General features: G+C 58.6%; 19 protein-coding genes and 1 pseudogene. 10 read left to right on the top strand and 10 right to left on the bottom strand.

The window, feature by feature from the left end:
• Positions 1-2: 2 nt before the first annotated feature.
• Positions 3-1,073 (bottom strand): glycolate oxidase subunit GlcE, encoded by a 1,071-nt coding sequence (gene glcE / locus QN399_RS01890; RefSeq protein ID WP_322215697.1) that lies wholly within the window; start codon positions 1,071-1,073, stop codon positions 3-5.
• Positions 1,073-2,572: a glycolate oxidase subunit GlcD gene (gene glcD / locus QN399_RS01885; RefSeq protein ID WP_322179682.1), complete on the bottom strand. Its 1,500-nt coding sequence runs from the start codon at positions 2,570-2,572 to the stop codon at positions 1,073-1,075. Before glcD ends, glcE begins: the two co-directional genes overlap by 1 nt.
• Before the next feature lie 233 nt (positions 2,573-2,805).
• Here glcD and glcC point away from each other — a divergent pair, with 233 nt between their 5' ends.
• From glcC to hppD, 3 genes are all read left to right on the top strand, one after another.
• Positions 2,806-3,573, top strand: coding sequence for a transcriptional regulator GlcC (glcC, locus tag QN399_RS01880; RefSeq protein ID WP_322179681.1), 768 nt, complete (start codon positions 2,806-2,808; stop codon positions 3,571-3,573).
• Between the two features lie 143 nt (positions 3,574-3,716).
• Positions 3,717-4,349, top strand: a complete 633-nt coding sequence (gene maiA, locus QN399_RS01875) for a maleylacetoacetate isomerase (RefSeq protein ID WP_330200488.1) — start codon at positions 3,717-3,719, stop codon at positions 4,347-4,349.
• A gap of 145 nt (positions 4,350-4,494) precedes the next feature.
• Positions 4,495-5,571, top strand: a complete 1,077-nt coding sequence (hppD, locus tag QN399_RS01870) for a 4-hydroxyphenylpyruvate dioxygenase (protein WP_330200487.1) — start codon at positions 4,495-4,497, stop codon at positions 5,569-5,571.
• Positions 5,572-5,578: 7 nt separating this feature from the next.
• On the opposite strand, the gene QN399_RS01865 is transcribed toward hppD, so the two are convergent.
• The gene (locus QN399_RS01865) at positions 5,579-6,400 is read right to left on the bottom strand and encodes an IclR family transcriptional regulator (protein WP_330200486.1); all 822 of its coding nucleotides are present in this window, start codon (positions 6,398-6,400) and stop codon (positions 5,579-5,581) included.
• Positions 6,401-6,551: 151 nt separating this feature from the next.
• Between QN399_RS01865 and hmgA the strand changes: the two genes are divergently transcribed.
• Both hmgA and fahA read left to right on the top strand, forming a co-directional pair.
• The gene (gene hmgA / locus QN399_RS01860; protein WP_322179677.1) at positions 6,552-7,859 is read left to right on the top strand and encodes a homogentisate 1,2-dioxygenase; all 1,308 of its coding nucleotides are present in this window, start codon (positions 6,552-6,554) and stop codon (positions 7,857-7,859) included.
• The gene (gene fahA, locus QN399_RS01855; RefSeq protein WP_330200485.1) at positions 7,856-9,157 is read left to right on the top strand and encodes a fumarylacetoacetase; all 1,302 of its coding nucleotides are present in this window, start codon (positions 7,856-7,858) and stop codon (positions 9,155-9,157) included. The genes hmgA and fahA overlap by 4 nt, the downstream gene beginning before the upstream one ends.
• 104 nt (positions 9,158-9,261) lie before the next feature.
• Here fahA and QN399_RS01850 read toward each other — a convergent pair whose 3' ends face one another.
• From QN399_RS01850 to QN399_RS01840, 3 genes are all read right to left on the bottom strand, one after another.
• A complete protein-coding gene (locus QN399_RS01850) occupies positions 9,262-10,746 on the bottom strand; it encodes an ATPase domain-containing protein (protein WP_322179675.1) in 1,485 nt (494 codons plus the stop codon).
• Positions 10,743-11,177, bottom strand: a complete 435-nt coding sequence (locus QN399_RS01845; RefSeq protein ID WP_322179674.1) for a hypothetical protein — start codon at positions 11,175-11,177, stop codon at positions 10,743-10,745. Before QN399_RS01845 ends, QN399_RS01850 begins: the two co-directional genes overlap by 4 nt.
• A 66-nt stretch (positions 11,178-11,243) precedes the next feature.
• Positions 11,244-11,858 (bottom strand): TetR/AcrR family transcriptional regulator, encoded by a 615-nt coding sequence (locus QN399_RS01840; RefSeq protein ID WP_322179673.1) that lies wholly within the window; start codon positions 11,856-11,858, stop codon positions 11,244-11,246.
• A 179-nt stretch (positions 11,859-12,037) separates the two neighbouring features.
• On the opposite strand from QN399_RS01840, the gene QN399_RS01835 reads away from it, so the two are divergent.
• Entirely contained in the window at positions 12,038-13,123 is a 1,086-nt protein-coding gene (locus QN399_RS01835) for an MBL fold metallo-hydrolase (RefSeq protein WP_322179672.1), read from the top strand.
• A 79-nt stretch (positions 13,124-13,202) separates the two neighbouring features.
• On the opposite strand, the gene QN399_RS01830 is transcribed toward QN399_RS01835, so the two are convergent.
• Positions 13,203-13,685, bottom strand: coding sequence for a GFA family protein (locus QN399_RS01830; protein ID WP_322179671.1), 483 nt, complete (start codon positions 13,683-13,685; stop codon positions 13,203-13,205).
• A 93-nt stretch (positions 13,686-13,778) separates the two neighbouring features.
• Here QN399_RS01830 and QN399_RS01825 point away from each other — a divergent pair.
• Together QN399_RS01825 and QN399_RS01820 are read left to right on the top strand one after the other, a co-directional pair.
• Positions 13,779-14,096: pseudogene (locus QN399_RS01825) on the top strand (methyl-accepting chemotaxis protein); the annotation flags it as partial.
• 114 nt (positions 14,097-14,210) lie between these two features.
• Entirely contained in the window at positions 14,211-15,455 is a 1,245-nt protein-coding gene (locus tag QN399_RS01820) for an AGE family epimerase/isomerase (RefSeq protein ID WP_323565633.1), read from the top strand.
• Between the two features lie 57 nt (positions 15,456-15,512).
• Here the strand turns inward: QN399_RS01820 and QN399_RS01815 are convergent, their stop codons facing one another.
• Positions 15,513-16,592, bottom strand: a complete 1,080-nt coding sequence (locus tag QN399_RS01815) for an AbrB family transcriptional regulator (RefSeq protein WP_330200484.1) — start codon at positions 16,590-16,592, stop codon at positions 15,513-15,515.
• 210 nt (positions 16,593-16,802) lie between these two features.
• Here QN399_RS01815 and QN399_RS01810 point away from each other — a divergent pair, with 210 nt between their 5' ends.
• The gene (locus tag QN399_RS01810) at positions 16,803-17,045 is read left to right on the top strand and encodes a hypothetical protein (protein ID WP_330200483.1); all 243 of its coding nucleotides are present in this window, start codon (positions 16,803-16,805) and stop codon (positions 17,043-17,045) included.
• A gap of 47 nt (positions 17,046-17,092) precedes the next feature.
• Here the strand turns inward: QN399_RS01810 and QN399_RS01805 are convergent, their stop codons facing one another.
• Complete coding sequence (locus tag QN399_RS01805; protein WP_330200482.1) at positions 17,093-17,608, bottom strand: nucleoside 2-deoxyribosyltransferase; 516 nt, start codon at positions 17,606-17,608, stop codon at positions 17,093-17,095.
• Positions 17,609-17,728: 120 nt separating this feature from the next.
• Between QN399_RS01805 and QN399_RS01800 the strand changes: the two genes are divergently transcribed.
• Positions 17,729-19,447 (top strand): VRR-NUC domain-containing protein, encoded by a 1,719-nt coding sequence (locus QN399_RS01800; protein ID WP_330200481.1) that lies wholly within the window; start codon positions 17,729-17,731, stop codon positions 19,445-19,447.
• A gap of 17 nt (positions 19,448-19,464) precedes the next feature.
• Here QN399_RS01800 and QN399_RS01795 read toward each other — a convergent pair whose 3' ends face one another.
• Positions 19,465-20,415, bottom strand: a complete 951-nt coding sequence (locus QN399_RS01795; RefSeq protein ID WP_322179666.1) for a LysR family transcriptional regulator — start codon at positions 20,413-20,415, stop codon at positions 19,465-19,467.
• Positions 20,416-20,756: the final 341 nt, after the last annotated feature.

Genomic DNA, 20,756 nt, shown 5'->3' with positions numbered 1-20,756 from the left:
GCTTAGATCTCTGCGTACATTCGGCCCGGGTTGAAAATCCCCTTCGGGTCGAGTTGTGCCTTTAGTTGGCGGTGATAGCGCAGCAATGGGCTGCCCAGCGGCTGGAACGGGCTGTCGCTGACGCCATGGCTGTAGCAGGTCGCGTGGCCGCCGACTTCGCTGACAATAGCGCGAATGGCTTCAGCCTCCGCATCGGACTTCAACCAGCGCTGGGCGCCGCCCCAATCGATCAACTGCTCGCCGGGCAAGGCGAGGGTGCCGGTGTTGTTGGGTAGCGATAGGCGCCACAGTGGCTGACCTTCGTCGAAAAACCCCAGGCGCTGTTCATTCAGTTCGCGCCAGTAAGTCGGGTCGAGCAGCTCACCTCCGAGGCGATCATGGGCGGCAGATACTGAACCTTCACCGCCTTCCAGGCGCAGACGCAGCACGCGGCCATCATGGCTGGCGGCGCTGATCGGCAACGGCTGCTGGCCCCATTCGGCCAGTTTTAGCAGGGCCTGCTCCGCGTTCATTTCCAGGGCAATGCTGATGCATTGGCGCGGTTTTGGCAGAACTTTGAGCGACACTTCGGTGAGTAGACCGAGACAGCCATAGCTGCCAACCAACAACCGGGACAGGTCGTAACCGGCCACGTTTTTCATCACTTCGCCGCCGAAGCGCAGGTGTTTACCGAGGCCGGTGATGACCCGTGTGCCGAGAACAAAATCACGCACCGAGCCTGACCAGGGCCGACGAGGCCCGGACAATCCGGCGGCGACCATGCCGCCGACCGTGGCCTCGTCGGCGTCGCCGAACGACGGCGGTTCGCACGCCAGCATTTGCCCGGCGGCTTCCAGTGCCGCACACAGCTCGCTCAACGGCGTACCGGTGCGGGCGGTGATCACCAGCTCAGTCGGGTCATAGGTGACGATGCCGCGATGTGCGCGGGTGTCGATGATTTCGCCAGCGACCTCGCGTCCCAGAAACGCCTTGCTGTTGCCCCCCTGAATACGCAGGGGGGTGGCATTTTGCAGCGCTTGATTAACCTGTTCCAGCAACGCGGCGCTGGCGTCGACATTCTGTTGGGCAAGCATCAGAAACGCTCCAGTTCAGGGAAGGGCAACTGCCCCAAATGCACATGCATGGCACCAAACTCGGCGCAGCGATGCAGGGTCGGAATGTTCTTGCCGGGGTTGAGCAGGCCGCTTGGGTCAAACGCCGCTTTCACCGCATGAAACAAGGTCAGTTCGTCGCTGTTGAACTGGGCGCACATCTGATTGATTTTCTCGCGGCCGACCCCGTGTTCGCCGGTGATGCTGCCACCGACCTTGACGCACAGCTCGAGGATTTTCCCACCCAAGGCTTCAGCGCGGTCCAGTTCGCCGGGCTGGTTGGCGTCGAACAGAATCAGCGGGTGCATATTGCCGTCACCGGCATGGAAGACGTTGGCTACACGAAGCCCATATTCCTCGGCCAGCGCCGTGATGCCCTTGAGCACCCCTGGCAATGCTCGGCGTGGGATGGTGCCGTCCATGCAGTAATAATCCGGCGACAGGCGCCCGACCGCCGGGAACGCGTTCTTGCGCCCGGCCCAGAACCTGACACGTTCGGCTTCATCGCGAGCCAGGCGCACTTCGGTTGCGCCAGCTCTTTCCAGTACGGCACGAACCCGGTCGCAATCGTCGTGGACATCGGCTTCGACGCCGTCCAGTTCGCACAGGAGGATGGCTTCGGCATCCACCGGGTAGCCCGCGTGAATAAAGTCTTCAGCGGCGCGAATCGCCAGGTTGTCCATCATCTCAAGTCCGCCAGGGATGATGCCCTCGGCGATGATGTCGCCCACTGCGCGCCCGGCTTTTTCCACCGAGTCGAAGGCGGCCAGCAACACTTTGGCGACCTGCGGCTTGGGCAGTAGTTTGACCGTGACTTCAGTGATGATGCCGAGCATGCCTTCTGAGCCGGTGAACAGCGCCAGCAGGTCGAAGCCTGGCGAATCCAAGGCGTCGGAGCCGAGGGTCATGCGCTCGCCTTCGACCGTGAGAATGTCCACCTTGAGCAGGTTGTGCACGGTCAGTCCGTACTTCAGGCAATGCACGCCACCGGCGTTCTCGGCGACATTGCCACCGATGGAGCAGGCGATCTGCGAGGACGGGTCCGGGGCGTAATAAAGGTCATAGGGCGCTGCGGCCTGGGATATTGCCAGATTGCGCACGCCGGGTTGTACACGGGCCAGACGCGCGGCGGGGTCAATCTGCAGAATCTGATTAAAACGGGCCATGACCAGCAGCACGCCTTTTTCCAGCGGCAGGGCGCCACCCGATAAGCCTGTGCCAGCGCCACGGGCGACCACGGGAACCTTGCGCTCATGGCACAGCTTGAGCAGGGTTTCTACCTGTTCGATGCGCTGGGGCAATACCACCAGCATTGGCGTGGTGCGATAGGCGGAAAGACCATCGCACTCATAAGGCTTGAGTTCTTCTTCTCGATGGAGAATGTCCAGGTCGGGCAAGTGCTCGCGCAGGGCCAGGAACAGTTGGCCTTTATCAACGAGAGGCAATACACCGTCGACACGTTCGTCGTACAGAATGTTCATGGTGGGCTGACAACCCTGAGTTGTTGTTATTGAAGACCGATCTACGGCCTCGACTGTCTTGCATGATTGGCCGCAGAGGCTTTACTGTCCATGACTTATAAGTCTGGTCGAACCAGTTATTTTTTCTAGGTGATTGCTAATTTTTTTAAAAGTACTTATTTTTCAATAGGTTGAAATTATTGTTGAATATTTTTGGTTGAGTATATATAGCTGGTCATACCAGTGGAGGTTGCATGGCTAACGCTGCTTCGACGCGCGCGCCGCAGGTCGCCGATGTTGTGTGTGAGCGCATCGAACGTTTGATCGTTGATGGTGTGTTGAAAACCGGGCAGATTTTGCCGTCCGAACGGCGCCTCACGGAAAAACTTGGCGTATCCCGCACTGCCTTGCGTGAGGGCCTGAAATTGTTGCGGGCCAGAGGCATCATCGAGACCGAACAAGGCAAGGGCTCGTTCGTCGCTCAATTGTCGAGCCACACCGCCACGTCGCCCTTGATGCATCTGTTCGGCTCGCAGCCGCGCACCCTTTATGACCTGTTCGAAGTGCGCAGCCTGCTGGAAGGAGAGTCCGCGCGGTTGGCAGCCTTGCGCGGTACTGATGCCGACTTTGTGCTGATCACTCGCAGCTATGAAGCGTTGATCGCCGCCCACGACCAACCGCTTGACGCCTCAGGTCATGCACGTCTGGACCACGCCTTCCACCTGGCGATCTGCGAGGCATCGCACAATCCGGTGCTGGTGCAGACCTTGCGTTCGTTGACCGATCTGCTGCTCAACACTGTGTTTGCCTCGGTCAACAACCTGTATCACCGCGAGCCGCAAAAACGCCAGATCGACCGGCAACACGCGCGGCTGTACAACGCCGTCACCGGTCGCCTGCCTGAACAGGCACGCAAGGCCGCCATCGCCCATATCCAGAGCATTTGCGAGAACCTCAAGGAAATCGAAAATGAAGAGCAGCGTTTGGTGCGCTCCACGCTGCGGCTTGAGGGGTGGGCATGAGCGACTTGACATCAACGGGTATCTGTCGCAATTTACGTATTGCGTAATGTGATTACGATTTGTGCGAAGCCGAACATAACAATCAGACGCGTCTCCGACGACTACCATTAACGGAGAACGTGCAATGAAACAGGCAGCCCCCCGTGGATCTATTTACGTACTACCGCTCAACCTCAAGTTACCGGGTGCGCATCGTGCTGGCCTTCAAGGGGCTGGCGTTCAATGCGATCCCTGTGAACCTGATTCGCGACGGTGGCGAGCAGCTCAAGCCTGAATACAAGGCCATCGACCCACAGGGCAGGGTGCCTGTACTGCGGGTGGAGACGGGCGAAGTGATCATCCAGTCGTCGGCAATCATCGAGTACCTGGAAGAGCGCTATCCACAGCTGCCTCTATTACCCGTGGACCTGATCGAGCGGGCGCAGCAGCGTGCTGTCGCGGCGCTGATCGGTTGCGACATTCATCCGCTGCACAACGTGTCGGTGCTGAACCGGTTGCGGGGTCTGAAGTGTGAAGAAGCTGACGTTGCCGCCTGGATCGGCCACTGGATTACTGAAGGCTTCAGCGCAGTCGAGGCGCTGATCGGTGAGCAGGGGTTCTGTTTCGGCGAGCCAGGACTGGCTGACGCTTACCTGTTGCCGCAAATCTATGCGGCTCGTCGTTTCAATGTCGATCTGACCCCGTATCCAAAGATTTGCCGGGTCGAACACCTGGCGCTGCAACATCCGGCTTTCCAATGCGCGCATCCCGATGCGCAACCCGACAAGCCAGAGTGATCCATTCAACATGAAAATACTGGGCTTACAACTGATCTTCGGAGACTTCCTCGCCCGCAGTGTGCGAGGGATTTCCTGTGCTCCTCCCGCTGGAGAGTGATGTGCGCTGCGTGCTTCCCACTCTCTATTTGCAAGGAGCCAAACCATGGCTGATCTCTACGAAAACCCGATGGGCCTGATGGGCTTTGAATTCATCGAGTTCGCCTCGCCGACCCCGAACGTCCTTGAACCTGTGTTCCAGATCATGGGCTTCACCAAAGTGGCCAATCACCGCTCCAAGAACGTGTCGCTCTATCGTCAGGGCGAGATCAATATCATCCTCAACAGCGAGCCCCACAGCGTTGCCTCCTACTTCGCGGCTGAACACGGCCCGTCAGTGTGTGGCATGGCGTTTCGGGTCAAGGATGCACAAAAAGCCTACAACCGTGCGCTGGAACTGGGCGCGCAACCGGTTGAAATCGCCACTGGCCCGATGGAGTTGCGTCTGCCGGCAATCAAGGGCATTGGCGGTGCGCCGCTGTACCTGATCGACCGTTTTGGTGAAGGCACGTCTATCTATGACATCGACTTCAATTTCATCGAAGGCGTGGAGCGTCATCCGGTGGGTGCGGGCCTGAAGTTCATCGACCACCTGACCCACAACGTCTATCGCGGGCGCATGGCATATTGGGCGAACTTCTACGAGAAGCTATTCAACTTTCGGGAAATTCGCTATTTCGACATCAAGGGCGAATACACCGGCCTGACCTCCAAAGCCATGACCGCTCCGGACGGCATGATCCGCATTCCGCTGAACGAGGAATCTTCCAAGGGCGCGGGCCAGATCGAAGAGTTTTTGATGAAGTTCAACGGCGAAGGTATTCAACACGTCGCGTTCTTTACTGATGACCTGATCAAGACCTGGGATGCCTTGAAAACCCTCGGCATGCGCTTCATGACCGCGCCGCCGGAGACGTATTACGAGATGCTCGAAGGACGCCTGCCGAACCACGGCGAGCCGCTGAATGAACTGCAAACCCGGGGCATCCTGCTGGATGGTTCATCGGACGGTGGCGAGCGTCGGCTGTTGCTGCAGATATTCTCGGAAACCCTGATGGGTCCTGTGTTCTTCGAGTTCATCCAGCGCAAGGGCGATGATGGGTTCGGCGAAGGCAACTTCAAGGCGCTGTTCGAATCCATCGAGCGCGATCAGGTGCGACGCGGGGTGTTGAAGGCCGAGTAAGGCACAGTTAATCGCGTTCCCCTGTAGGCGCGGGCGTGCCCGCGGCCGGCTGGCTGCCCCCCATCCGGTCGCTGATGGCCTGAGCTGTTGTCAGCAGTTGTCTGGCCGCCGAATCCTGTACCTCCGCCGTAAACACCGACGCCGATCCGACCACGGTCAGCACGCCTGCCAGTTTATTGCCCACAGCGAAGATGGGTGACGACACGGCATTCACGCCGGCCATCAACAGCCCGTGAATCTGATGCACGCCGGTGCTGCGAATCTGTTTGATGTGCAGGTCGACTTCTTTCAGTTGTCGCGCACTCAGGCGTGTTGACTCTGATTCGCGTAGTTCGGCGGTTTCGTTGGCGGCAAGAAAGGTATTAAACACCAGCCCGGTCGACGACCCGAGCAGTGGCAACACAGAGCCAATCTGTGTCACCAGCGTCACTGCGCCGATGGACTGCTCGACATACACCACGGTGGGGCCCTTATTGCCCCATACCGCGAGAAAGCAGGTTTCGTTGAGTTCATCACGCAGCGCGACCAGATGCGGCGCGGCGATTTTCAATACGTCCAGCTGCCCCAGCGCGGCCAGTCCGACCTGCAATGCTTCGCGTCCCAGGCCATAGTGATTGGTGGTGACGTCCTGTTCGGCGAAACCACCGGCCACCAGCGCTTGCAGATAACGATGGACCTTGCTCGCGGGCATGCCCACGTGTTCGGCGAGCTTTGACAGTGAGGTAGAAGGCGCGAGCTCGGCCAGCGCCTTGAGCACGCCGAGCCCGACCTCGGCCGCTTGAACTTTTTGCTGCCGTCCACTTGCTGGGCTTTCGATTTCCGCTGTCATGAAGGGGTGCGCGCCGGTCTGAGAAGGCTGCTTTATAGCTTGACCTCACCACAAACTCAAATTACGTTATGCGTAATCTAATTACGTTTAGTTAAATCCCCATCGCAAGCGCTATCAACGCCACCTCACACCCACATAACAAGAGGTAGAGATGCACACAGCCCACTCTCCTGAAGCCTTGGCCTATCAAAGTGGCTTCGGCAATGAGTTCAGCAGCGAAGCACTGCCTGGCGCATTGCCGGTCGGACAGAATTCCCCGCAAAAACATACGCACGGCCTGTACACCGAGCTGCTATCGGGCACGGCCTTTACCGTGCCGCGTTCGGAAGCCCGACGTACCTGGTTGTACCGGATCAAACCGTCCGCCACCCATCCTCGCTATGAGCGACTGTCACGGCAGATACTGGGTTTGGAATCCGGGCCAATCACCCCCAATCGCCTGCGCTGGAATGCCTTCGACCTCCCAACCCAACCTACCGACTTCATCGACGGATTGATCGGTCTGGCCAGCACTGCGGCGGCGGATCAGGCCGAAGGCGTCAGTGTTTACGTCTACTGCGCCAACGCGTCCATGGACCGGGCTTTTTTCAATGCCGACGGTGAGTGGCTGATCGTGCCGCAGTCGGGTCGTTTGCGGATCGTGACTGAACTGGGTCTGCTGGACATCGAGCCACAGGAAATAGCGGTATTACCGCGCGGGCTCAAATTCAGCATTCAGCTGCTTGACGCCACGGCACGCGGTTATGTCTGCGAAAACCATGGTTGCGCCTTGCGCCTGCCGGAACTGGGGCCGATTGGCAGCAATGGTCTGGCCAATGCCCGAGACTTTCTGGCGCCGGTCGCACAGTTCGAAGACCGGGATGGGCCGGTCGTACTGGTGCAGAAATTCCTCGGTGAACTGTGGGCCACACAGCTCGATCATTCACCGTTCGACGTGGTCGCCTGGCATGGCAACAACGTGCCGTATAAATATGATCTGCGCCGTTTCAACACCATTGGCTCCGTGAGTTTCGATCACCCGGACCCTTCCATTTTTACCGTGCTGACCTCGCCTGGCACGGTGCCTGGTCAGGCCAATGTCGATTTTGTGATTTTCCCGCCGCGCTGGATGGTGGCTGAAAAGACCTTTCGGCCGCCCTGGTTTCACCGCAACCTGATGAACGAATTCATGGGCCTGATCGACGGTACCTACGATGCCAAGGCTGAAGGCTTTGCCCCTGGCGGCGCGTCCCTGCATAACTGCATGAGCGCTCACGGCCCGGACAACACCACGGCGGAAAAGGCTATCGCCGACAACCTCAAACCGCACAAGATCGACAACACCATGGCGTTCATGTTCGAGACGGGCAAAGTGCTGCGCCCCAGCCGCCATGCCCTCGATTGCCCGCAATTACAAACTGATTACGATGCCTGCTGGTCAGGCATGGCCAAACACTTCGATTCGGGAACCCCGCAATGACTACTTCATCGAACCCCCTTAGTTGGGTGACGTCCGCCAACGGCCACCCAGATTTCCCTCTGCAAAACCTGCCGCTCGGCATCTTCAGCCATTCAGGCCTGAGCAAACGCGGTGGTGTTGCCATCGGCGAGATGATTTTCGACCTGCGTGCTGCGCTGGATGTCGGCTTTTTCAACGGCGCGGCGCGTGATGCTGCTGAAGCCGCAAGCCGCGATCAGCTCAATGACTTTTTTGCTCTGGGCGCACCAGCCCGCCAAGCCCTGCGCAGCGAACTACTGCATTTGCTGGACGAAAACAGTCCGCAGCTGTCGCGTTTGCGGCCATTGGCCGATACCGTGCTGCACCCGATGTCCGAGTGTCAGATGCACGTGCCCGCGCGTATCGGTGACTACACCGACTTTTACGTCGGCATTCATCATGCGCTGAACGTGGGCAAGCTATTCCGCCCGGACAATCCGTTGCTGCCTAACTACAAGTACGTGCCCATCGGTTATCACGGCCGCGCCTCGACCATCTGCATCTCCGATACACCGATCAAACGTCCCAATGGCCAGACGTTGGCCCCGGGTGCGACCGCTCCTGAGTTCGGCCCCAGCAAACGTATGGATTATGAGCTGGAGTTGGGCGTGTGGATCGGCCCGGGCAATGCGATTGGCGAGGCGATTGCGATTGGCGAAGCTGCCGAGCATATCGCCGGCTTCTGCCTGCTCAATGACTGGTCGGCGCGGGACCTGCAAGCGTGGGAATATCAGCCACTGGGTCCGTTTCTATCGAAGAGTTTTGCCACCAGCATTTCTGCCTGGGTCGTGACGGCTGAGGCGCTGGCGCCATTCCGTACCGCGCAACCGGCCCGGCCAGAAGGTGATCCGCAGCCGCTGGCCTATTTGTTCGATGCCGCCGATCAGCAGGGCGGGGCGCTGGATATCGAGCTTGAAGTGTTGCTGCTCACCGAACAGATGAGCGCGCAGGGCATAGCGCCGCATCGCCTGGCGCTGAGCAATACCCAAAACATGTACTGGACCGTTGCACAAATGGTCGCGCACCACACGGTCAATGGTTGCAAACTTCAGCCGGGAGATTTGTTCGGTACGGGCACCTTGTCCGGTCCGCTGTCAGGGCAGTTTGGCAGCCTACTGGAAGTCAGCGAAGGCGGTAAACAGGCCCTGACATTGCCCAATGGTGAAAGCCGACGCTTTCTGGAGGATGGTGATGAAGTCATCTTCCGCGCGCGATGCCACCGTCAGGGTTACGCCTCCATTGGTTTTGGCGAATGTCGGGGCACGTTGCTAGGGGCTTGATACGGCCCGTGCTTTTAAGGCTTTTTGGCCGGGCAAGAAGAGTACGCGAGGCGCACTGACCATCGCACCTCACGCTTGCCCGTGGCCTCGACCACACGGCTGACTCAAGCCTCATCTTCTCCACGGCGTGCCACATCCGAGCGCCTTCGGGTCGGCCGGCCTCCGAGCAAGCCTTCCTGGTCAAGAAGCATGTCTTCAATCTGCAGACCCTTATCGTCAATGCGGTACAGGCGCAGCTCATCCGAGTGGGCGCTGGCTCGGACCTTGACCACCGCCATGATGCGCAGCAAGCGGCTTTGGACTTCAATGTAGCGCTGGACGATGATGGCGTCGGTCAGGAAGGCCGTGCCGTACGGACTGAAGCGCAGGTCGGTGTAACGGTCTTCAAGTTCGGAGGTCATCAATACGCTGACACCGACACTGGTCAGCGCAGTGACCATGCGTGACAGTGATTCGCGGAAGTCCTCACGGAAGGTCGGTGCCAGCGCCAGCTCGAAGCCCGACAGCGAATCAATGACCACCCGGGTGGCCTTCAGGCGCTTGATCTCGCCCAATAGTAACTGGACGATTTCGTCGATGGACATGTCTGGCGCGTGACTGTCTACCAGACCGACCTTATCGCTCTTGATCAGGCGTGCCAGCGTGGCGTTCTGTGAATGGTTGGGGCGCTGCTCGAACATTGCGATCACGCCGGTCTCGCCTGTGCGGGCACCTTCAGCGAGGAAGGACGCCGCCAGAATGCTTTTTCCGGAGCCGGATGGACCGGCGACCAGCAAGGAATACCCCTGGGGAAGACCGCCACCAAGCATTTCGTCCAGTTGAGGAATGCCCATTTTCAAGCGCGGTGGCACGACATTTTTTGACAGAACATTCTGCTTTTTGACGTGGAAGGCTGCCGGTGCGAAGACTCTGATGCCCGAGGTATCAATACGGAACGTGTGCAGCCCGGGCAATGTTGGCTGGCCGCGCATCTTCATGATTTCCATCTTGCGCACCATGGAGTTGCGCTGCACGCTCTGCCGCAGCCAGATCAAGCCATCGGCCACGGTGAAAATCGGGTTGGTGTCGGTCTCGGTGAAGTATTCACCAATCAGGAAGGTGGTCGCCTGCCAGGTGGTCATCAACATGCCCAGTTGTTGAATGAACTGAGGCAGGTTGTTGTTCGGGTTGTCCTGTGTCCGGCTTGCCAGCACCACTGACCGGAAGGAATCTACGAACACCAGTGCCGGACCGTGAGCTTCGACCTCGGCAACGATACGCCGCAGTACTTCATCCAGATTACCTGCCAGCGTGTCATCGGCCAGGTTGACGTAGCGGATCGAATGATTGATCGCTTCGCTGTCGAAAAAATCGAATTGTTGTTGGTAACGCAACATCTTCAGCGGAGGCTCGCCGAGCACCGTGAAGAAAAGGGCCGGGCGCTCAGGCGTTGCCAGGTTGAACATTATCTGATGGGCCAGCGTGGTCTTGCCGCAGCCGGGAGGACCTGCGATCAAGTTGAACGAAAACTCCGGCAATCCTCCGCCGAGCACCTCGTCAAGTCCAGGCACTCCGGTTGCCAAGCGGTTGATTGTCACTTTGGTGGTCATGGCGAGGTATCCTGCGCGGGCGCACCGCTCAAAGAATTTTCCCACACGGAACGAAGTAAATGTTCGGTGAGCGAGGGCCCGACCAATGTGGTCAGTAGCTCGTAGAAGGTCTTCAATAGCTCTTCGCCGAAAAGACAGGCTTCGGTGCTGTTTTGCTTAACAAGCATGGATTTGAGTGCAGTCAGATCTATGGCGGTCCGCACGTGTTGATGCGTGCCAGCCAGGCGGGGATGAGTGGAAGCACACAGGTAGAGACTGCGGCGATAGAGCGCGACAACCCCTTGCTGTCCGATGATGGGGGTCAGGGCTGCGTCCATGTCTTGCAATGTCGCAACAATCGCTTCAACGATATGTGCGGGGTCGGTTTTATTACCGACTCGGTGCGCCAGAGAAGCTACGATCTGACGGCTCTCTTCGCTTTCCGTGGACATGGCTCACTGATTCATTGTGCTGAGCGTGCAGTATTACACTTTCCATAGAAAGTCGTCAGCCCACCATCAGGCCGGTATTTCGTAACCGCCCAGAAACAGGTCCAGTGCCGATTCGACCACTGACATCTGGGCGGCAGGGGCCAAAGCCGGAGCACCCAGAGTGATCTGCGGCCAGAAAGCGAAGGCCTTGAGCAATGCATGAATCTGGGTGGCGGCGAAACGCGGGTCGACGGCCTTGAAACGACCGTCTGCCTGGGCAGCGCAGATCCAGGCGGTAAAGCTTTCTTCGCGCTCATTGAGGCGGGAGACCATGTTTTGCGCGCGTTCGGGGGAGTGGATCGTCGCGGCAATGGCCACTCGCGCCAGATCGAGAAAGTTGCTGTCAGCCAGCATCTGCATTTTCGACACCAGCAGCTCTTGGAGCTGATCGCGCAGCGGGCGCTCAGGGTGATAGGTCATGTCCAGACGATCGGCGCTGCTGATCCATAACTGCTGGAGAATTTCGGAGAAGAGTTCCTCTTTGCTCGGGAAGTGGTTGTACACCGTGCGCTTGGACACCTCAGCCAATGCGGCAATTTTGTCCATGCTGGTGACCTCGAACCCGTTGGCGCGAAACTCGGCAATAGCTGCCTGAACAATGGCTTCACGTTTACGGTCGGTCAGGCGTAGAGGGGCTTTCATAGGTTCGCTTCAGACTGGCGGAGTAAAAATTTTTACACTCGGCAGTTTACTTGTCATCTGACATGTTGCAAGCTTGAAACTACACTGTGTAGTGTAGTTGCTCCCGATCTTTATTCTCGCTGCCATCCTCATGCGTGCGGATGCAGGAACCTCCATCCGCCCCTTGGAGTCAGTTTGTCATGACCAAGCCACCACGAGATTCAGATGACGTTGCCCGATCACGGGCCTCTCGGCTGCACGAGGGACGTTATCGTAACCACTCGCCAATGAACCGGATGGGCTTTCTGAAGACGTTGCGCATTTTTTGGAACGCCCTCTTTAACAAACCGGCGCATACCCGGCCGGTGGGGGAGATTCCGGTGCAGACCCTGTCGCGTCAGCAATTGCTGGCAGCACCCAATAACAGCGTCTTCCGCCTTGGGCATTCCACGGTGCTGCTCAAATTGCGCAATCAATTCTGGCTGACCGACCCGGTGTTCGCCGAGCGTGCTTCACCGGTGCAATGGGCTGGGCCGCAACGTTTTCATCAGCCGCCTATCAGCCTTGAAGAGTTACCGCCGCTCAAGGCGGTGATCCTTTCGCACAACCATTACGACCACCTCGATCACATGACGATCAAAGCATTGGCGCACAAGACCGAACATTTCCTGGCACCTGTCGGCGTGGGTGACACTCTTATCAAGTGGGGCGTCCCTGCGCAAAAAGTGCAGCAACTGGACTGGTGGCACTCCACTGAAATCGACGGCATGCGTTTTGTCGCAACGCCGTCGCAGCATTTTTCAGGCCGTACCCTGCGTGATGGCAATCGTTCGTTGTGGGCATCATGGGTGATGATCGACGACGATCAGCGGATTTTTTTTAGTGGTGATACGGGTTACTTCGATGGCTTCAAACACATTGGCGAGCAGTACGGGCCGTTCGACCTGACCTTGATGGAAACAGGTGCCTATAACGTCGACTGGCCGGACGTGCACATGCAACCCGAGCAAACCTTGCAGGCCCATATCGACTTGCGTGGCCGCTGGTTATTACCGATCCACAACGGTACGTTCGATCTGGCGATGCATGCCTGGCACGAACCCTTCGACAGGATCCTGGCCCTGGCCTGGGAAAAGAACATCACCATCAGCACGCCGCAAATGGGCCAGCCGTTTTACCTGCAATACCCCAGTCGCGGGCATGCGTGGTGGTTGGGCGTGGAGGGGGTGATCGAAACTTACAGCCCGGACGCTGCCGAACCCCAAGGCCACCGCCGACAGGTTTGAGTCCTCATGCACCTGAGGACGCTATAGGGTGGAGGTCATCTCCACACTGAAATTCGATTATCGAATACCGTTACTGGCGTCAGCGGCTCAAGCCGAGCCGCTCGTGCCATTGCTTAAGGGACTCTTCCGGGTAGCCGTCGAACTCCTTGTCGCCGGGCCGCACATTGACCTCGACCCAGGAGGCTTTTGAGTCGAGCAATATGTGCGTGTGTTCCGGCGGCACGGGTAGCGGGGTATCGATGGCCGAGGCAAACGGGTGAATCAGCGTTGGCCAGTCCGGGCTGAACAACCATAACCCGCTGCCGCAGAGCTTGCAGAAATGCCGCTCGGCATTGCTGATATGCGTCTGATGATCAAGCCTCATTCGTGCGTGATAGATGGCGATATGTTCGCGCCCGTTGACCTTAAGGCTGCTGGCGTCACCGCCAAGGTTGATCGAGTAACCGCCGCCGCCCTGAGTCTTGCGGCAGATTGAGCAGTAACAGCGCTGATAGGGATACGGATGAGCGCTGTTGAGGCTGAACTCGACCGCGCCGCAATGACAGGAACCTTCCAGATGCATGGCAAAAGCCTCCTTGAGCCAACGTTGACGGGGTGCCACTTTTGCTGCACACCTAACGTCTAGACAAGCAGATTAAGGCTTTTGCGTGATGGCGTTCGTCGGGTGATCCGCTCGATTGCCGAGCAGACCAACTTGCAGGCCTTGAACGCCGCCATCGAAGCTGCCCGCGCCGGCGAGTCGCTGGCCGACATCACCGAGTCGATCAATCAGATTTCCCAGCGCAACATGGTCATCGCCAGTGCTGCTGAAGAGCAGGCGCAGGTTGTCCGCGAAGTTGATCGCAACATCGTCAACATCCGCGACCTGTCTCTGCAATCGGCTACGGGCGCCCATCAGATCAGCACGTCCAGCCATGAGCTTTCGCGTTTGGCCGCAGAGTTGAGTGAGGTGGTGACGCGGTTCCGGGTCTGAGACGCCGGCTGATGGTATGTGACGTTGCGTGACATACCGGCCCTTGCTCAGGCCAACGTCGGCAAGCATGATCTGGCCTTTAGATCCTGCTCATCGACAGAGGTAAAACAACAAATGGATGAGGGAAAACGCGGATTCAGCAGTTGGTTGCAGGCACCGGGGCATACGGCCTGGCTGTCGATGGAAGGCAATAGGTTGCTGGCTTTTGCCAAGGCGGCGCAGGTGCCGCAAGGCTTCGGCAATCTGAGTGACCGGGGATGTCTGCCTGACAATGCTCGGGCCGAAACCATGAACACGGCACGGATGACCCACAGCTTTGCCCTTGCCCATATTCGCGGTATTCCCGGCTTTGCCGCGCTGGTCGATCACGGGATTGCGGCGCTGAACGGTCCGTTGCGCGATGCCGAGCAGGGTGGCTGGTTTGCGACACCTTTGTGCGAGGGAGCCAAAACCGGTAAAGCGGCTTACCTGCACGCGTTCGTCGCGCTGGCGGCCAGCTCGGCGGTGGTGGCGGGGCGTCCCGGTGCGGACGAGTTGCTGGCCGAGGCGATACGGGTGCTGGAGACTCGTTTCTGGAGCGCGGAAGAAGGTGCGATACGCGAGTCCTTCGCTCGAGACTGGAGCGATGAAGAAGCCTATCGCGGCGCCAACAGCAACATGCACGGCACTGAGGCGTTTCTGGCGTTGGCCGATGTCACCGGCGACAGCAAGTGGCTGGACCGCGCATTGAGTATCGTCGAGCGGGTGATTCATACCCATGCCGCCGCCAATGACTTTCAGGTGGTTGAGCATTTCAGCCTGCACTGGCAACCGCTTCCCGATTACAACCAGGACAACCCCGCGGATGGTTTTCGGCCCTTCGGCACCACGCCGGGGCATGCGTTTGAGTGGTCGCGTTTGTTGCTGCACCTTGAGGCCGCACGTCAGCGCGCGAAGCTGCCTACGCCGCCCTGGCTGCTGGAGGATGCCAAGCGTCTGTTTGCCGGTGCCTGTCGCCATGGTTGGGACGTCGATGGCGCGCCCGGCATCGTCTACACCCTGGACTGGGAAAATCGCCCAGTGGTGCGTCATCGCCTGCACTGGACGCACGCGGAAGCCTGCGCATCGGCTGCGGCACTGCTGCGGCGTACGGGGGAAAAACAGTACGAAGACTGGTATCGACGGTTTTGGGAGTTCAACGAGACCTTCTTCATCGACCGCGAACATGGCAGCTGGCGCCATGAACTGAACCCGTACAACCAACCCAGTGCGGATATCTGGCCAGGTAAACCGGACCTTTACCATGCCTATCAGGCAACCTTGTTGCCGGTATTGGCCTTGGCGCCAAGTTTGGCAACAGCCCTTGCACGGCTGGGTTGAGGCCCCTGTTCAGTCTGATTCAGGTTTACGCGAGAGATCAAAGTCATGGTCGACACCTCAGGCGATTTTCGCCGTCAATCTGATGATCTGCCGGGCGAAAAAACTCCCCGTGGCGATCACGCCGAACAGGCGCAAAGTCTGCATGGCGAGCACGAAGCCGACATCCGAGTGAGTATCGACGGCAATGATCGACATGGCGTCCAGGCCGCCTGGGCTGGTGGCGAGATACACCGACAGAAAGTCCTTGTCCATCAGTTCGGCGATCAACCAGGCGGACAGCGAGCACAAGGAGATAACCAATAGCGAGCCGCAGATCATCGCTGGCAGGCGTTGCCATACATAGCGAATCGTCGCACGGTCGAAGCGCAGGCCGATGTAGCAACCAATGGCGCCATAGGCAAGTGCCAGCAGCCAGGGCGGCAGGGTGATTTGTAACAGCCCGCTCAGTTGCAGGGCGCCACCGATCAGTAGGGGCAGCAGCAACGCGCCTGCGGGGATCCGCGTGCTCAGCACCACACCGACCGCGATCGCCGCAACGCTCAGGATGATGTTGAGTGCATTTGAACCCTGTAGTGCCACGGCGCTGCTCTGCATCTCGTGCACGCCGCTGTCCACGCCGAGCAGGCCGCTGACCAGTGCGCCGACCATCACCACGCACACCACGCGCACGTATTGCATGGTCGCGACCACCCGCGAATCCGCGCCATAGTCCTCGGACATGGTAACCATCGCCGAGGCAGCACCTGGCGCGGTACCCCATGCTGCGGTACTGCCTTCTATGCCAGCAAAGCGCACCAGCCCAATTCCGACCAGCGCGCTTAGCAGGACAGTCAATGCGGTGGCGAACAGCATCACATGCCAGGACTGAGCGACAGTGGTCAGTACTGAAATCGTCATGGCGTGCGCCACCAGCATTCCGACACACCCCTGACTCAGGCGAAAGGCTTGCCTGTGCAGGCGGATCGACGCACCGGATACGCCAAACAGAATCGCCGTCAGCATCGGCCCAAGAAACAATGCAGCGGGGATTTCACAGAATTTGAGCAATTGACCAAAGGCGCCTGCCAGCAGAGCCAAGCCGAGCCATTGCACGAGTGGGGGGAGCGTATGCAGCGATAGAGCGGAAGCGCGTGACACAGAAGTTCTCCAAGGCGTTGGCTTTCCTCATGGACTATTTGCCAACGCAACGAGGAGTAGTATCGACAGTGCAATCGATCACGTCTATTTTCTAATAGTCATGAATCGATAACTTTAGTTGATCAATAGGGGTCTTCGCGATCTCACCTATTACTCTGGCATGGGCAGACCACGCTATTAATTCAGGATGCAGGGAGGGAGGCGGACTCGATGAATGTTGACCCACGCGCAGCGGAACACATGTCAGTGCAAACAACGGCACCTGTATTTTTTACCGAAACGGAACCTCATTTCGGCGGCGATCAATCGCCGTTGAATGATTCCGACGCCGATGACGACAGCGACCCCGAGGGTGATCTCGACCTCGAAGAATTGGGGCTGGAAGAGTTCATTGATGCGGAAAAACTCGACTCGACCATCAGCGGGGATGTGGGATCGTCTACCTTGAGTTGAGGGGGATCGGGCAATACGGGTTGTCCCTGACACAGATTGCTTTGAGGTCACGGCTGTTTATGGCCCACCAGATACTGGGCCAGACCTGCCGCAGCTTCTTCCGCCGTCTCACTGGCGCCGGCCCACGTACACGCCAGCATCAAGTTGCGCGGCAGGCCGAAGTCCTCCACCACAAAGCCCTGGGCATCGACCCCCTGAGCATCATGGGCCACCAGCGCGCGCAGTGAATCGATCGGATCGAAGTAAGCCCACACCGTTTTGCCCAGTCCCACCGCCATACCGACTTCGAAGGCGGTACCCGAGTCCGGCTCCAGGCCGCGAAATACATTCAGGTTGGCAAGTATCGCCGTGCAGCGCTGGATCATCTCTATATTCATCGAGCAGATCAGATGCGCGGTTGCCTCTGGGGTCAGGCCGGGCGTGACCTCATTGTCGAACGGATACAGCCCTTGCATGCCGTGGGCGGCACACAGCGCCTTGAGGTAACGGCCATGCTCAATGGCGTCCGGCCTGAAGACATCGAAGCCGGCCAGATAGATGAGTGGCGTTGTGTTCTGGTTCATGTCGGTACCTTGAGATCGTACGTAGGGCAATTCTATCGTCAGCTGCGCTGGTCGCGCGTCACCATTGCACGCCACTGATCAGTCGAATGCAGTTGATGTGAATGCGATGCTGGAATCTGTATGGATAACCAGTATCCTGACGACTTCCAAAAAACGTTGCGTGAACCTCAAACCGTGAACACCTCGCCCCTCGAAAAACCGTTTTATTACCTGGAAAACTTCCATCAGGTGCTGGAGTGGATCGCTCAGCGTTACGACGACCTGCTCGATGAGCAGGAACGGCAATTTATCGTCGATTTTGCCGGTTTGCCGAAAACGGCTCAGGGTTTGCTGGTGCGGATGGTCATGCGCAAGGGCACATTGTTTCGAGCAAGCAAGCTGAGCTATCCTGAGCTTGGCGCGGTGTGGGACGCGGTCATGCCGTTGCTCGAGAATGGTTGGGTCGATCAGTTCCCGGCCATCAGTCTGGAGGCGTTATTCGGGCTGCTGCGCAAGTCAGAGTTGACTGCCTGTTTCCAGGCGCATGCGATAAAAAGCACGGAGAAAAAGACCGACCTGTTGATGCGACTGCAGCCGCACTACGAACAGCGGCAAACGCTGGCACAGTGGTTTGCCGGGTGTGAGGACGTGATCTTCGGCCTCACTGTCATGCCCATCTGTGACCGATTGCGGTTGCTGTATTTTGGCAACCTGAGCCAGGAGTGGTCTGAGTTTGTGCTGGCTGACCTGGGTATCTATCGCTATGAAAAGGTCGAGTTTTCGCTGGATTCCCGAGGCCTCACCGCGCGGGCGGACATCGATATTTGCCTGCACTTGCATGCCTGCCGTCAAGGGCTTGAAGAGGGCCATGACCTGCAGGACCTGGCCCGGCAGATCATCGCCATCGGCACCGATAATGCCTGGCTGCGGATGCGCCGGGCCAAACTGTTGTTCCGGATCGGTCAACAGGCGGAGCGCGTTCAGGATTGGCCGCTGGCATTGAGTATGTATCAGCGATGTGACTACCCTGGGGCGCGTTCACGGCGGCTTCGAGTGCTGGAACTCAGTGCCGACTATGAGCAAGCCATGGCCTTGCTCGAACAGGCTCAAGCGGCGCCTGAAAGTGATGCCGAAGCGCAGCATCTATTGCGGATACTCCCGCGTTTGCAGCGCAAGCTGGGTTTGTCGGTCGAGCGTCAGCGGCGCACGCGAGCCTTGAGTCGACTCGACGTGGTGGTGACGCCCTCGGCTGATACCTCTGTTGAGCGCTTGATCCAAGTGCATTTGGGCGATCAGGCGGGGCCGGTGCATTACGTCGAGAACGCACTGATCAATTCCTTGTTTGGCTTGCTGTGCTGGCCGGCGATTTTTGCGCCGCTGCCGGGCGCGTTTTTTCACCCGTTCCAGAGTGCTCCCAGCGATCTCTACAGCCCGGATTTCTATCAGCGCCGGGCCGGGTTGTTCAGCGAGTGTCTGGAACAGCTGGATTCGGACGCCTACAAGACCACCATTTACCGGCACTTCAAAACCAAATACGGTCTGCAATCGCCCTTCGTTTTTTGGGGCAGCCTGTCAGAAGAACTGCTGGAACACGCGCTGCATTGTTTGCCCGCTGATCACCTGCGGCATTGGTTTCGGCGTCTGCTACTGGACATCAAGGCCAATCGCACGGGTATGCCGGACCTGATCCAGTTTTACCCGGACGAGCAGCGCTATCGCATGATCGAAGTCAAAGGGCCGGGCGACCGTTTGCAGGACAACCAACTGCGCTGGCTGGATTTCTGTGCCGCGCATGGGATGCCAGTGGTGGTGTGTTATGTGCAGTGGGCACCAGTGGTCAGTCCGGTGCCGACCGACTGAGTCACCGGGAGCTTTGGCTAAACGCCAAAGACTGCGCCAGCGGTGACGGGCGTTTCTTGCTGCATGTTGCTCATGAACGATTCCAAGCGTGAGCGCAGCCAGCGTTCGGCCGGGTCGGTGTCATTGATGCTCAGCCAGACCATCGACAGGTCGAGGGTCGGCGTCATGAAGGGCAGGGGCTCATCGAACAGCAGGCTGGAGGCAGCCGACATCGCCGTTGCCGTGTAGTCGGGCAAGTTTGCCAGCAAGTCGGTACCGGCCATCAGAGCGGGCAAGGTGCTGTACTGCGGAATCGCCAGCACCACGTGGCGCTTGCGGCCGATCGCCTTGAGCCATTCGTCCGCAAAACCGCTGACATTGGCGATGTGGGAGACCACGACGTGCGGGCGTGAGCAGTACTCATCCAGGGTCAGCGGGGTCGATGATGCATCGGCGCGCAGCACCCTTGGCTTGGTTTGCCTGAGCAGCTTGCGCTTGGCGTTGGCCGGCAGCTCACGGGTCTGGCTGACGCCGATGGTGATCTCTCCCGAGGCCAGCATGTCCGGGATGCGCCAGGAGTCCACATGCTTGATCACGCACACGATCTGTGGCGCTTCCTGGCGCAAGGCGCGCAACAAGGGCGGCAGCAGGCCAAACTCGACATCGTCGGACAGGCCTATGCGAAAAGTCATGGTGCTGACTGCGGGATCGAAGTCGTGGCTCAGGCTCAGCGCCACTGACATGGCGTCCAGCGCAGGCGAAAGGTGCAGGATGATTTCCTCGGCCCGTGCGGTCGGTTCCATGCGATGGCCGATCCTGATGAACAATGGGTCGTTGAACAATACTCGCAGGCGGTTAAGTGCAGCGCTGATCGTCGGCTGCCCGAGAAAAAGTTTTTGCGCGGCCCGTGTCACATTGCGCTCTTGCATCAGGGTTTCGAAGACCACCATCAAGTTGATGTCAGCCTTGCGCAATTCATTGCGGTTCATCAGTTGCTGCCCCCAGATCTACACCCATCGCGCGATCGCAGGCGACAGTTTAGGAAACTGCATCGCCCCCCGTCTACAGCGGGCTTGAGCGGCTTGGGCTCGCGCTCGAGTCCATTGGTTGTAGATGAGTCCTCCGAACAGGGAAAAGTCCCACTGATCTTTTCTGCTGAGTCCGACAGACTCCCTGCACACTTTCATTCAGGCTTCGTTTCCTCGAAACCTGAATGGAGGAGTCCTTATATGGCCAAAAGCACATTGAGTGACGGCCCCTGCTGCGAAATCAATAAATTGATCGTACAGGTCACCGGCAACCAACATCCGGCCAGTCAGCGCCTGGCGTT

It is taken from the genome of Pseudomonas sp. 10C3, assembly GCF_036346185.1.
In the GTDB taxonomy this organism is placed as follows: Bacteria; Pseudomonadota; Gammaproteobacteria; order Pseudomonadales; family Pseudomonadaceae; genus Aquipseudomonas.
Note: the sequence above shows the minus strand (reverse complement) of the source record. Positions and strands in the feature narration are given on the sequence as shown.